The organism is Reyranella sp., from assembly GCF_004297265.1.
In the GTDB taxonomy this organism is placed as follows: domain Bacteria; phylum Pseudomonadota; class Alphaproteobacteria; order Reyranellales; family Reyranellaceae; genus Reyranella.
Genome location: NZ_SCUT01000014.1, coordinates 71,016 through 83,115, shown reverse-complemented (window position 1 = coordinate 83,115; position 12,100 = coordinate 71,016). Strand labels below are relative to the sequence as shown.

General features: G+C 66.2%; 14 protein-coding genes. 10 read left to right on the top strand and 4 right to left on the bottom strand.

What is annotated here, in order from left to right; translation table 11 throughout:
* A partial coding sequence (gene secD, locus EPO41_RS05375; protein ID WP_296321494.1) for a protein translocase subunit SecD occupies positions 1–2,011 on the top strand: 2,011 nt, incomplete at its 5' end.
* A 73-nt stretch (positions 2,012–2,084) separates the two neighbouring features.
* Here secD and EPO41_RS05370 read toward each other — a convergent pair.
* Positions 2,085–2,273, bottom strand: coding sequence for a hypothetical protein (locus tag EPO41_RS05370; RefSeq protein ID WP_296321492.1), 189 nt, complete (start codon positions 2,271–2,273; stop codon positions 2,085–2,087).
* A gap of 160 nt (positions 2,274–2,433) precedes the next feature.
* A complete protein-coding gene (locus EPO41_RS05365) occupies positions 2,434–2,667 on the bottom strand; it encodes a hypothetical protein (protein WP_296321490.1) in 234 nt (77 codons plus the stop codon).
* A 205-nt stretch (positions 2,668–2,872) separates the two neighbouring features.
* On the opposite strand from EPO41_RS05365, the gene EPO41_RS05360 reads away from it, so the two are divergent.
* From EPO41_RS05360 to EPO41_RS05345, 4 genes are read left to right on the top strand one after another with little or no spacing between them, the layout of a single operon-like run.
* Positions 2,873–3,121: a ChaB family protein gene (locus tag EPO41_RS05360; protein ID WP_296321488.1), complete on the top strand. Its 249-nt coding sequence runs from the start codon at positions 2,873–2,875 to the stop codon at positions 3,119–3,121.
* Between the two features lie 14 nt (positions 3,122–3,135).
* Positions 3,136–3,945 (top strand): universal stress protein, encoded by an 810-nt coding sequence (locus EPO41_RS05355; RefSeq protein WP_296321484.1) that lies wholly within the window; start codon positions 3,136–3,138, stop codon positions 3,943–3,945.
* A gap of 5 nt (positions 3,946–3,950) precedes the next feature.
* Positions 3,951–4,688, top strand: coding sequence for a L,D-transpeptidase family protein (locus EPO41_RS05350; RefSeq protein ID WP_296321481.1), 738 nt, complete (start codon positions 3,951–3,953; stop codon positions 4,686–4,688).
* 52 nt (positions 4,689–4,740) lie between these two features.
* Positions 4,741–5,286 carry a hypothetical protein gene (locus EPO41_RS05345; RefSeq protein WP_296321479.1) on the top strand — a complete coding sequence of 182 codons (546 nt, stop codon included), beginning with the start codon at positions 4,741–4,743 and terminating at the stop codon, positions 5,284–5,286.
* A gap of 3 nt (positions 5,287–5,289) precedes the next feature.
* Here EPO41_RS05345 and EPO41_RS05340 read toward each other — a convergent pair whose 3' ends face one another.
* Positions 5,290–6,252, bottom strand: coding sequence for a dipeptide ABC transporter ATP-binding protein (locus EPO41_RS05340; protein ID WP_296321476.1), 963 nt, complete (start codon positions 6,250–6,252; stop codon positions 5,290–5,292).
* On the bottom strand, positions 6,249–7,223 hold the full coding sequence (locus EPO41_RS05335) for an ABC transporter ATP-binding protein (protein WP_296321472.1): 975 nt from the start codon (positions 7,221–7,223) through the stop codon (positions 6,249–6,251). The genes EPO41_RS05340 and EPO41_RS05335 overlap by 4 nt, the downstream gene beginning before the upstream one ends.
* A 122-nt stretch (positions 7,224–7,345) precedes the next feature.
* On the opposite strand from EPO41_RS05335, the gene EPO41_RS05330 reads away from it, so the two are divergent.
* The 5 genes from EPO41_RS05330 (at position 7,346) to EPO41_RS05310 (ending at position 12,087) form a co-directional block, all read left to right on the top strand.
* Entirely contained in the window at positions 7,346–8,080 is a 735-nt protein-coding gene (locus EPO41_RS05330; RefSeq protein ID WP_296321469.1) for a DUF1028 domain-containing protein, read from the top strand.
* Positions 8,077–8,757: a DUF1028 domain-containing protein gene (locus EPO41_RS05325; protein ID WP_296321465.1), complete on the top strand. Its 681-nt coding sequence runs from the start codon at positions 8,077–8,079 to the stop codon at positions 8,755–8,757. The genes EPO41_RS05330 and EPO41_RS05325 overlap by 4 nt, the downstream gene beginning before the upstream one ends.
* Before the next feature lie 79 nt (positions 8,758–8,836).
* On the top strand, positions 8,837–10,306 hold the full coding sequence (locus EPO41_RS05320) for an ABC transporter substrate-binding protein (protein ID WP_296321462.1): 1,470 nt from the start codon (positions 8,837–8,839) through the stop codon (positions 10,304–10,306).
* A gap of 18 nt (positions 10,307–10,324) precedes the next feature.
* Complete coding sequence (locus tag EPO41_RS05315; RefSeq protein WP_296321458.1) at positions 10,325–11,239, top strand: ABC transporter permease; 915 nt, start codon at positions 10,325–10,327, stop codon at positions 11,237–11,239.
* 5 nt (positions 11,240–11,244) lie between these two features.
* The gene (locus EPO41_RS05310; protein ID WP_296321455.1) at positions 11,245–12,087 is read left to right on the top strand and encodes an ABC transporter permease; all 843 of its coding nucleotides are present in this window, start codon (positions 11,245–11,247) and stop codon (positions 12,085–12,087) included.
* The last annotated feature ends 13 nt before the right edge of the window (positions 12,088–12,100 follow it).

Sequence of the window (12,100 nt, the reverse complement as noted above, 5' to 3'; positions counted from 1 at the left end):
CGACGATTCGAAGGCCACGTTCGAGCAGCAGCAGGGCGGCCGGCCGATCATCAGCTTCACCTTCAATTCGGCCGGCGGCCGCGCCTTCTGCGCCGCCACCCGCGCCAACATCGGCAAGCGCCTGGCCATCCAGCTCGACGGCGAGATCATCAGCGCCCCGGTCGTGCAGAGCGCGATCTGCGGCGGCAGCGGCATCATCACCGGCAGCTTCACGACCCAGCAGACGCAGGAGCAGTCGCTGCTGCTGCGCTCCGGCGCGCTGCCTGCAACGCTCACCATCGTCGAAGAGCGCACAGTAGGCGCCGATCTCGGTGCCGATGCCATCCATGGCGGCATGCTGGCTGCCGCCTTCGGCACGCTGCTCGTCGCAATCTTCGTCTTCGCCGCCTATGGGCCGACCTTCGGCGGTTTTGCCAACCTCGCCATGCTGGTCAACCTGTTGCTGGTCCTCGCCGGTATGTCACTGCTCGGGGCGTCGCTGACCCTGCCCGGCATCGCGGGCCTTGTCCTCACCGTCGGCATGTCAGTCGACTCCAACGTGCTGATCTACGAACGCGTGCGCGAGGAGCGAGCCAACGGACGATCGCCCTTCGGCGCGCTCGCCATCGGCTACGAGCGGGCATTGTCGGCCGTGCTGGACTCCAACATCACGGCGCTGATCGCCGGCGTCCTGCTGTTCGGCTTCGGTTCGGGCCCGATCCGCGGCTTCGCCACGACGCTGACACTCGGCCTGCTTACCCACCTTTTCACCGCCACCGTCTTCACCCGCATGCTACTGGCGGTTTGGGTCCACTGGCGGCGGCCGACCGAGCTGCCGCTGTCGGGCGGCAACATGCTCTGGCGGCCGCTGCGTCTCGTGCCGGCACACACGAGCTTCGATTTCCTGGGCAAACGCCGCCTGGCTCTCGCGCTGTCGACGGTTGTCAACCTCCTGGCGCTGCTGGCGGTGGCCTTCGTCGGCCTCAACTTCGGCATCGATTTCAAGGGCGGAATCGCTATGCAGGTTCGCGCCAAGCAGGGCGTGGCACAACTCGACGAGCTGCGCTCAACGGTGGGTGCGCTGGGTGTCGGCGAGGTCGCGCTCCAGGAATTCGGCGATCCCAGCACGGCGTTGATCCGCATCCAACGCCAGGAAGGCGGGTCGCACTGCGTCGCGGGTGCCCAGAGGATCATGCAGAAGCGTGCCGGCCCCGGCTGGCAGGTCAAGCCTGGTGCGGCCGGCACCGCCAAAGTCGATTTCACGTCGCCGGTGGCGCTCGATTCCGCCGCCTGGCGCGAGGCGGTAAGCCGCGCCGGTCTCACCCTGCAGGAGCGGCAGCTCCCGCGCGGCTCGACCAATACGGCTACTGTCGACATGTCGCCCGAGAGCCAGGCGGAATGGTGCCAGCAGGTCGCCATCAAGCTGGTCGAGGATGCGATCGGCAGCAATTACGAGCTGCGCAGCACCGAGTCGGTCGGGCCCAAGGTCGGTGAGGAGCTCATGAACGGCGGAATCCTCGCCGCGCTCGCGACCATGGCGGCGATCGTCGTCTATATCTGGTTCAGGTACGAGTGGCAGTTTGGCGTCGGGGCCCTGATCGCCATGCTGCATGACATCATTACGACATTGGGCATCTTCGTGATCTTCCAGCTCGATTTCAGCCTCACGGCGCTTGCTGCGGTTCTGACCATCGCGGGCTATTCGATCAACGACAAGGTTGTGATCTTCGACCGCGTGCGCGAGAACATGCGCCGCTACAAGAAGATGAACCTGGTCGAACTGTTGAACCTCAGCATCAACGAGGCGCTGGCCCGCACCCTAATGACGGCAAGTACCGTGTTCGTCGCCGTGGCGGCGCTGGTTCTGTTCGCCGGACCTGTACTCTACAGCTTCTCGATCGCCATGCTGTGGGGCGTTTTCGTCGGCACCTACTCCTCGATCTGGATCGCCTGCGCGGGACTGGTCTACATGAAGCTCCGGCCGGAGCAGGTCCGCACCGGGGAAGTGCCGGCCGAGAAGGCGAAGGCCTAGGTGGGAGGGGCCGAGGTCGTCGCCGCGTTGCGCTTGTGCACCGGCAGCCGCCGTGAACCGGTGGCCACGACGATCAAGGCCGCCCCAACGTCGTGAGCGCACTCGCGGCGTCCGGCTGCGACTTGTAGTGCTTGTAGATCTTGTAGGGTGCAGCCAGGCCGAAGATTGCAAACAGTGCGACGCAGACCAGCGTCAGCGCCGCGCGTCGAACGACGACGGACATGTCGTCGGGCCTCGACGGGTCATGGGTTTCGGATTTCATGCCGTTCGCTAACTCGAAACGGCATAGGGAATCGAGACAGGTCGCGATGTGCCGTCATAGTCGCGGCATAGGAGCGGAGGTGAGTCCGGGTGACGTCTCCCAGTCGCCTCGGCCCGCAAGCGCCCGATCGCCCACTTTATTGACGCGTGCCCGGCTAACACTAGCGTCGCTTGTTCTGACCGGGATCGTCGCCATGGAGCATGTAACGCGCCCGGCGATCGAGGTTTTCCGTCATTCGCTTGTCCAGGGCGCGCAGCCAGCCAACGACGGCATGGCTCATGCCGCCGACGCTCTCTCCGAGACGCGAAACCTTGTGACGTTCAGGGCCGGCGAGAGTCGAAGGGGTCCTCGACGTCCGGCAGCGCAGATGAGCGATATGCAGGGTGATGTCCACAGCGCACCTTCCTCGCGAACCATATGGCTGCCAAGGCATAAGGGTTCCAGATGAGGGAATGCCGCCGAAAATAGAGATTCCATAAAGGAATCGGTCATTGACCAGCACTGCATTTTGCGGTCGAGGGCCGTTGAGATAGGTCAAAGCGGCGCGACGCTGGCGCCGTCATGGTTGCGATACGTTTTCCTATCTGGTCGAGACCGCCATGCTCTACACCAGCAACGCCACTCTGCCGATCTCGGTTCGCCAGCAGCTTCCGCCGCGAGCCCAGGATTTCTATCGCGAAGCCTTCAACGAAACATGGGCACTCCATGCCGGCGACGTGGGCCGCGAAGAGCATGCCAGCCGCGTCGCCTGGGCGGCGGTGAAGCAGCTCTACCACCTCGTACCGGGTGGCCAATGGCACCCGATTCCTTCCCCGGCTGCTCCCGCTCAAGCGGAGGGAAGCCTGTGACGTACAGGACCGTCATGGTGTCGCTCGCGCCCGGTCGGGATTGTCGGGGTGTGACCGGCGCGGCGATGGAGTTCGGCCGGCGGTTCGGTTCCGTCCTCCTGGGCCGCGCGTTCTGCCGGCCGATCCACTGCATCTGTGGAGACTATTCGGTTCCCGCGGCGCTGTTCCAGGAAGACCGCAAGCAGATCGAGCGCCATCTCCGGGAGGCGGAAGCGGAGTTCCGGTCGGCGGTGGCAACGTATGACAAGCCCGTCGATTGGAAAGGCGAGAGCAGCATCGAAGCGTTGCCGGAGCGTTTCGCCCGCGAGGCCGCCGCAGCCGACATCGTCGTCGCGGGTGTGCCCAAGGCCGGCGAGCCGGCCGACGCAACGAGGCAACCCGACCTGTGCGAGCTGGTGATGCAAGCGGGGCGTCCGGTGTTGCTGGTGCCGGAGTCGTGCCAGACGGCGAAGTTCGATCGGATAATCGTTGCCTGGAAGGATACGCGGGAGGCCCGGCGTGCTGTCGCCGATGCCTTGCCTCTCCTGGTCAAGGCCCGGAACGTCCTCGTCACCGAGATCTTCTCGCCGGACGATGAGGCCGTGGCGCGCGAGGGCGTGACGCGTGTGGCGGGCTGGCTCGCCCGTCACGGTATCGCCGCGGAGCAGAAGGTGGTCGCCGCCGAAATGGCAAATGCTTCCCAGCTCACGGGGCTGGCGCGGGAATACGGCGCCGACCTGATCGTGGCCGGCGCTTACGGCCACAACCGCCAGGGGCGATGGACGCTTGGCGGAATCACCAGCGAGCTCCTCTCGGGCAGTCGATGCGTTTTTCTCTCGCACTAGCGAGGTTGGTCGCCGTCCTCACCCTGTCGCTGATCGCAGGCTGCGCCACCAGTCCGCCGCCGGCATCCTCTTCCGTGGCGCCGTCTCCAGCGGTGCCAGCGGTCTCGGAACTCGCGGCGGCGCTTCAGGGGATCGGGATCGCGGTGCCGCCGCGCGGCAAGCTGGTCGTGGTCAACATTCCGTCGTTCGAACTCGTGGCACTCGAAGATGGGAAGCCCGTCCTGCGCAGTCGCGTCGTCGTCGGTCGGCCGTCCACCCCGACGCCCGAGCTTGCGACGGCGATCTGGGCGGTCACGTTCAACCCGTCCTGGACGCCCACGCCGGCCATGGTGCGCTGGGAAGGCGCACGTCACATGCCGCCCGGGCCGCAGAACCCGCTCGGTCGAATCCTGTTCGAACTCGACAACGATCAACTGATCTTCCTGCACGACACCAATGACCGAAGGTACTTCGAGCGCCCAGTGCGGGCATTCAGTCACGGTTGTGTGCGCGTGGAAAAGGCGCGCGCTCTGGCCGCCTGGGCGCTCGGCGTCACGGAGGCCGAGATCGACCGGTTGATCGCACATGGCGGGACTCACCGCGAGCCTCTGGCGGCCATCGTTCCGGTAGCGCTAGTCTATCGCACGCGATTTCCGGACGATGATGGCCGCCTGGCCGATTACCCCGACGTCTACCGTCAGCAAACAGCCGCCGCCGGCGCGCCGGACGAAAGCCTTCCGGGGGCGTGCCTGGGCCCGCTATAGGCTGATCGCGGTATTCATCGAGTGCTGTCCCGATGCACCGCCGGAGAGAGCCATGCCCGATTCAAAGATCCCCGATTCAAAGATCATCGACATCCGGATCAGCGACATCCGGCAGCTCTTCAATTCCCTCGATCCATCCCCCTTTCATGAAAGGGATCTCGACCGCGAGGCGGAAGAGTTCATCGTGGGATGGGCGGACGAGTATCCGCTCCAAAGTCCCCTAGAGCTCGTCATCCGCGTGCCGCGGGAGCAGCTCGACCAGGCGCGGCAATCGAACATCCAGCAGGCGGTTCACAATTATTTCTCCTACCGCGCGGTCGCGAGCGCGCGGCGCATCCGGTTCCAGCTTCGCGAAGGTCGCTTCGCCCTCCTGATCGGCCTCGCGTTCCTGGCGACCTGCATCCTGCTTCGCCAGCTCGCCGGCTCGATCACGCCGGCGCCCGTCCAGCAGGTGTTCCAGGAAGGGCTGCTGATTCTGGGCTGGGTGGCGATGTGGCGTCCGCTGCAGATCTTCCTCTACGACTGGTGGCCGGTCCGCCACCATGGCCGGCTCTATCGGAAGCTCGCCACGATGAAGGTGGATGTCCTTGCCATCTAGAGGCTAGGAAGCCAGATGGCAGGCGACGTTGCGATCGTCGACCGGGCGCAGGACCGGCATTTCGACCCGGCAGCGGTCGGTGGCCATGGGGCAGCGCGGATGGAAGGCGCAACCGGCCGGCGGGTTCATGGGGCTCGGGATCTCGCCCTGAACGGCAGCGCGGCGGCGCGGGCGACCCGGGCGAGGAACCGGCACGGCGGCGAGAAGCGCCTGCGTGTAGGGATGCAGCGGGCGGCGGTAGATGGTCTCCTTGTCGCCGATCTCCACGATGCGGCCGAGATACATGACGGCGACGCGATCGGCGATGTGCCGTACGATCCTGAGATCGTGCGAGACGAAGACGTAGCTCAAGCCGCGCTCCCGCTGCAGGTCGCGCAGCAAGTTCACGACCTGGCCCTGGACGGAGACGTCGAGCGCCGACACCGGCTCGTCACAGACGATCAGCGCCGGATCGAGGGCGAGCGCGCGGGCGATGCCGATACGCTGGCGCTGGCCGCCGGAGAACTGGTGCGCGTAGCGGGCGCCATGTTCGGGAGCGAGCCCGACCATGGCAAGGAGTGACGGTGCACGCTCGCGGCATTCCTTGCGCGGGATGCCGGCCAGCCGGAGCGGTTCGGTGACGATCTCCTGGACCTGCATGCGCGGGTTGAGCGACCCGTAGGGATCCTGGAAGATCATCTGGAAGCGCCGTCGCAGTGCCTGAAGCTCGGCGCCTTCGGCCGCGGCGACATCCGTGCCGTCGAACACGACCGAGCCCGCCGTCGGCTCCAGCAGCCGGATCAGCAGGCGGCCCAACGTCGACTTGCCGCAGCCGCTTTCACCCACCAGGCCCAGCACTTCGCCGCGCGCCACCGAGAGATCGACGTTCTCGACCGCCCGCACCGTGCCGACCCGGGCGATGCCCAGCGGTCCGCCCAGGACGGGAAAATGCTTGGTGAGACCACGGGCCGCCAGGAGTTCGGTCATCGTGCGACTGCCAGGGGCTTGAGACAGGCGGCGGCATGACCGGGCGCAAGCGAAAGCAGTGGAGGTTCCTGGGCGCGGCAGGCCGTAATGGCCTGCGGACAGCGCGGCTCGAAGCGGCAGCCGCCGAGTGACGTCGCTGGCGTGGGCACCGAACCCTCGATGACGGCCAGCCGGTCGCCTGCGCTCTCATCGTCGCTCGGCATGCAGCGCAGCAGAGCGGCGGAGTAGGGGTGCGCTGCCGCGCCGAACAGCTTCGTGGTCTCGGCACGCTCCACCACCCTGCCTGCGTACATGACGACCACGCGATGGGCCTGCTCGGCGACGACGCCGAGATCGTGGGTGATGAACAGGACGCCCATGCCGAACTCGGCCTGAAGGTCCGCGAGAAGGTCCGTGATCTGCGCCTGGATGGTCACGTCGAGCGCGGTCGTCGGTTCGTCGGCGATCAGCAGAGCGGGATCGCAGGCGAGTGCCGCCGCGATCATCACGCGCTGGCGCATGCCGCCGGACATGCGGTGCGGATAGTCGTCGTAGCGTCGTGCCGCGGAAGGGATACCCACCCGGTCGAGCAGGGCGATGGCTCGTGTTCGCGCGTCGCGCTTCGAGAGGCCACGATGGAGCCGAAGCGGCTCGGCCACATGCGCCCCGATCGACAGCAGCGGATTGAGCGAGGACATCGGCTCCTGGAAGATCATGGCGATGCGATTGCCGCGGATCGCGGCCATCTCGCGCTCGCTGAGACGGGCAAGGTCGCGACCCTCGAAGCGGATGGCGCCGCGCGCCACCCGGCCCGGTTCCTGCAGCAGACGCATGACGGCCAATGCCGTGACGCTCTTGCCGCTGCCGCTCTCGCCCACGAGGGCGACGGTCTCATGCGCATCGACGGTGAAGCCGACGCTCTCGACGACCATGGTCGCGTTGGCCGCAGGCCCGAAGGCGACGGCGAGGTCTTCGATTTCCAGCAGCGCCATGAAGAAGAAGGGCTCCCTTCGCGGATCTACAAGTCAGAATGCCTAAATGACCGGACAATTAGACATTGAGTCGTACAATAGAGCGCTTTAGGCTTGGAGCAAGGCACGAGCAGGAGAAAGCAATGTTGGGGCCACTGGGCGAAGAGTTCTCGACCTTCGCGATTTCCGCCCGTTGTGCGGAGACCGGAAAGTTCGGCGTCGCGATTTCCACGCGGCCCATGGCGGTCGGCACGCGCTGCCCCTTCGTGAAGCCGGGAGTCGGTGTCGTGGTGACGATGGCGGTCACCGATCCGCGGCTCGGCCCGCTCGGCCTGCGTCTGCTCGGCCTCGGCTATTCGGCGGCCAAGACGCTCGACGAGATCGCCGTCAGCGACCCCCATATCGAGTACCGCCAGATTTCCGTGATCGATCGGGACGGCAATGCGGTCGCGCGCACCGGCGCGCAAAATCACGACTGGTCGGGCCACTTCTGCGAGCCCGGCATGGTGGCCATGGGCAATGGCCTGATCTCTGAGCGGACGGCCTCGGCAATGGCCGACACCTTCAAGGCGATGAAGGGTGACGATCTCGAAGCGCGGCTGATGGCGGCGCTGGAGGTCGGGCGTGATGCCGGCGGGCAGCATGGGGGCCAGCACTCGGCCGCGCTGGTCGTCTATCGCGCCCAGGAGTATCCGCTGGTCGACCTGCGGGTCGACGAGCATGACGAGCCGATCGGCGAACTGCGCCGCCTCTTCGACCTGTATCGTCCGCAGATCGAATACTACGAGACGCGACCCTGGCAACCGACGGCGCTGGGTGTCGTGGAGGACTGGGTCGAAGCTCGGGCCAAGGCCAAGGCGGCGGGGGTGAAGCCATGACCTTCACGGTCGTCGGCCGCTGCCCCCGGACGAGGATGCTGGGTGTTGCCATGGCGACGCATGCGCCAGCCGTCGGCAATCGCTGTCCCGTGGTCATCCCGCGCATGGCGGCGGCCTCGGTGCAGGCGATCGCCGATCCCCGGCTCACCCTGCTCTGCACCAAGCTGATGGGGCTCGGGTACCACGCCGGCAAGATCATCCACGAACTCGAAAGCAGCGACCCCAACGCGCCGCTGCGCCAGGTCGGCGTCGTCGACGCCTGGGGCAACGCCGCCGCCATGACCGGCACCGAGAACGGCGCCTATGCCGGCCACATCATCGGCAAGGGCTGGCTGGTGATGGGCAACGGCATCGTCGGCCCGCAGGTCACCGAGGCGATGGCGCGGTCGATGGAAACGACCGGCGAGGAACTGCTCGAGGAGCGGCTGGTGCGCGCGGTCGAAGCGGGCGGACGCGCCGGCGGCCAGGCCGACGGGCATGTCTCCTCGTCGATCCTGGTCTACGGCGACGAGCCCTTCGCCTATGTCGACCTGCGCGTCGACGTGCATGAAGAGCCGATCGGCGAGCTGCGCCGGATCTTCGAATGGTTCCGTCCCTTGCTGCCCTATTACAGCGAGCGACCCTACAACCCGCGCCTGCCGCGGGACGATCGCTGGCGCGACCAGCAGAAAAAATAGCCGGGGGAAATCAGAGCGGGAGTGTCATCGAAGAGGGGGTTCTATGCGTGAGTTCCTGAGAACGGCTCTAGCGGCGGCCTTGGCCGTCGTCGTCGGCGCATCGTCCGCGCAGGCACAGAAGGACAAGGATATGCTGGTGGTGGGCGCGTCGCTCTTCACCGATTCCATCGCGCCCACGGGCGGCGCCTACATCACGCTGAGCCTCTGCTACCAGACCTGGGAGCCGCTGGTCGCGCGCGATAGCGACGACAAGCTGGTGCCCGCTCTGGCCGAGAAGTGGGAGGCGATCAGCCCGACGCACTGGCGCTTCTTCCTGCGCAAGGGCGTGAAGTGGCACGACGGCACGCCCTTCACCGCCGCCGACGTCAAGTTCACGATCGACTACGTCATCGATCCCAAGCAGGTCTATGCGCGCAAGACGCGCATCGCGGGCGTCACCGGCGCCGAGGTCGTTGACGACTACACGGTCGACATCAAGACCGCCTCGCCGGCACCGCTGTTGTTGCGTGGTCTCGCAGACATCCCGATCGAATCCAAGGCCCATACGGAGAAGGTCGGCCAGGCCGAAGCCCACAAGAAGCCGATGGGCACCGGCCCGTGGAAATACGTGAGCTGGGTGGCGGGCGACCGCTACGACCTGGCAGCCAACGAGGACTATTGGGGTGGCGCGCCAGCGATGAAGAAGCTGCGCATCCGCGCTATTCCCGAAGGCGCAACGCGCGTGGCTTCGCTGGTCGCGGGCGAGACCGACATCATCGAGGAGATTCCCGTCGACCTCCTGCCGTCGGTCGAGAAGCGCAGGAACCTGAAGATCGACGCCGTCGAATCCTCGGTGAGCCTCGTACATACCTTCGACACCCGCAAGCCGCCGTTCAACGACGTCCGCGTGAGACTCGCGCTCGACTATGCCATCGACAAGCAGGCTCTGCTGAAGCAGATGCTGGGGGGCTACGGCTCGGTGCTGGACGGCCAACTCGTGACCAAGGCCACGTTCGGCTACAACCCCAACCTCAAGTCAAGACCCTACGATCCCGCCAAGGCCAAGGCGCTGCTGGCGGAGGCGGGTTTTCCCAAGGGCTTCGAGAACAAGATCAACACGCTGTCGGGTCGCTATCTCTCCGACGTCGACATCGCCAATGCCGTCGCGGGGATGATGACGGCGGTTGGCGTGAAGACCAGCGTCAACGTCGTCGAGGGCGGTGTGTGGTCCCAGCTCGACCGCTCGCGCGAGCAGGGGCCGATGTACCAGGTCGGCTGGTTCAGCGTCGGCGACGCCGACTTCAACACCGTCTGGTACACCGAGGCGAGCAAGCGCAATTACTGGACGAACGCGGAGTTCGACAGGCTCTGGCTCGAGGCGCGCTCGACCATGGACGAGGCCGCCCGGCTGAAGGCCTACAACCGCATGATGGAGATCATGCACGAGGAGCTGCCGTCGATCTTCTTACTCGGGCTTCCGCGCATTTCCGGCCGCAACGAGAAGGTCTCCGGCTGGCAGCCTTCGCGCGATTCGCTGCTGCGTCTTCACAAGGTGAGCGTGAAGCCGTGATGTCCGCAGGAAGCTGACATGCGCTACCTCCTGCGGCGTCTCCTGCTGGTGCCGGTCCCGCTGGTCTTCGTCATCGCCTTCGTGTTCGTCGTGCTGAGACTGACCGGCGATCCGGTGGCGATCTATCTCGGGCTCGATGCGACGCCCGAGCAGGAGGCGGTGCTGCGGGCCGAGTTGCATCTCGACAAGCCCCTGCCGGTGCAGTTCGGCTACTTCCTGATCGATCTGCTGCAGGGAGACTTCGGTACCTCGATCCAGTTCAAGCGGCCCGCCATGGAGATCGTGCTCGAGCGGCTGGGTTCGACGCTGCAGCTCCTCTCCCTCGGTCTGTTGCTGGCCATCGGGCTCGGCGTGCTGGGCGGCGTCGCCTGCGCGGTGTGGAAAGACAAGGTTCCGGATTTCGTCATCTCGGTGCTGGCCGTCGTGGGACAGTCGATGCCGAGCTTCTGGCTGGGCATCCTGCTGATCCAGTTGTTCGCGCTTGATCTGCAGTGGCTGCCGACGTCCGGGCAGGGCGGTTGGGAACATATGGTCCTGCCCGTGGTGACGCTCGCGACGTTCCTGGTGCCCAATTTCATCCTGGTGACGAGGGTGAGCGTATTGGAGACCATGCGCGAGCAGTTCGTCGTCACGGCACGCGCTCGTGGTTCGGGGCCGGCACGGGCGCTCTGGCTGCACATCCTGCCCAACGCCCTCAATCCGGTGGTGAGTCTGGTCGGCCTGCAGCTCGGCCGCCTGATGGGCGGCGCCGTGGTCACCGAATCGATCTTCGCCTGGCCGGGGGTCGGTCGCCTGATGGTGAGTGCCATCTTCCAGCGCGACGTACCGATCGTGATCGCCGCGGTGTTCATCGTCGCCGTCACCATCGTGTTCGCGAACCTCCTGGTCGATTTGGCGCAGGCCGCCATCGACCCTCGCATCCGGCTGCGGTGACGAGAATGAAGTGGTTTGGTCCCAGATTGAAGATCCAGATCGGCATCGCGCTGGTTCTCGCCATGTGCGTGATGGCGGTCTTCGCGCCGTTGCTGGCGCCGCACGATCCCTACGCACAGAACCTCATGCTGCGGCTGCGCCCGCCGGTCTGGGAGGCGAAGGGGAGCTGGACCTACCCGCTGGGCACCGACAATTTCGGCCGGGACCTGCTGTCGCGCCTGATCTACGGTTCGCGGCTTTCCATCGCCGTCGGCCTGATGGCGATGCTGGTGGCGCTCTCCTTCGGCACGACGCTGGGACTGGTCGCGGGCTATCTCGGCGGTCGCACCGAGCAGGTCATCATGCGCTTCGCCGACGGCTATCAGGCGATCCCCGAGATCCTGCTGGCGATCGTGGTGGTCGCGGTATTCGGCGGCGGTGTCGTCGTGCTGGTGCTGGTGTTGGGATTCGCCGGCTGGGAGAGCTATACGCGGGTCGCCTTCAACCTGACGCGCTCGCTGCGCGAGCGGCCGTTCGTCGAGGCGGCGGTGGCGTCGGGAGCGGGCGGACGCTACGTGATGTGGCGCCACATCCTGCCGCAGATGTCGCCAGTGCTGACGGTGATCGCCACGCTGCAGGTGGGCCAGCTCATCCTGCAGGAGACGGCGCTGAGCTTCCTCGGCCTCGGCCTGCCGCCGCCGACCGCCACGTGGGGCAATATCCTGGCCGAAGGTCGCGACCGGCTGCTGGTCGCACCGTGGATCGCCAACCTCGCCGGCATCGCCATCGTGCTGCTGGTGCTGGGCGTGAACCTGCTGGGCAATGGCCTGCGTGAGACGCTCGATCCGCGGCGCGCGGACCGGCGATGAAAAATGAAGTGAT

Excerpts from the sequence above, each read along its gene's own strand:
- EPO41_RS05370 (WP_296321492.1), bottom strand. The coding sequence starts at position 2,273 with ATGAAATCCGAAACCCATGACCCGTCGAGGCCCGACGACATGTCCGTC.
- EPO41_RS05310 (WP_296321455.1), top strand. The coding sequence starts at position 11,245 with ATGAAGTGGTTTGGTCCCAGATTGAAGATCCAGATCGGCATCGCGCTG.
- EPO41_RS05360 (WP_296321488.1), top strand. The coding sequence starts at position 2,873 with ATGCTCTACACCAGCAACGCCACTCTGCCGATCTCGGTTCGCCAGCAG.
- EPO41_RS05315 (WP_296321458.1), top strand. The coding sequence starts at position 10,325 with ATGCGCTACCTCCTGCGGCGTCTCCTGCTGGTGCCGGTCCCGCTGGTC.
- EPO41_RS05335 (WP_296321472.1), bottom strand. The coding sequence starts at position 7,223 with ATGGCGCTGCTGGAAATCGAAGACCTCGCCGTCGCCTTCGGGCCTGCG.
- EPO41_RS05345 (WP_296321479.1), top strand. The coding sequence starts at position 4,741 with ATGCCCGATTCAAAGATCCCCGATTCAAAGATCATCGACATCCGGATC.
- EPO41_RS05325 (WP_296321465.1), top strand. The coding sequence starts at position 8,077 with ATGACCTTCACGGTCGTCGGCCGCTGCCCCCGGACGAGGATGCTGGGT.
- EPO41_RS05340 (WP_296321476.1), bottom strand. The coding sequence starts at position 6,252 with ATGACCGAACTCCTGGCGGCCCGTGGTCTCACCAAGCATTTTCCCGTC.
- EPO41_RS05330 (WP_296321469.1), top strand. The coding sequence starts at position 7,346 with ATGTTGGGGCCACTGGGCGAAGAGTTCTCGACCTTCGCGATTTCCGCC.
- EPO41_RS05355 (WP_296321484.1), top strand. The coding sequence starts at position 3,136 with ATGGTGTCGCTCGCGCCCGGTCGGGATTGTCGGGGTGTGACCGGCGCG.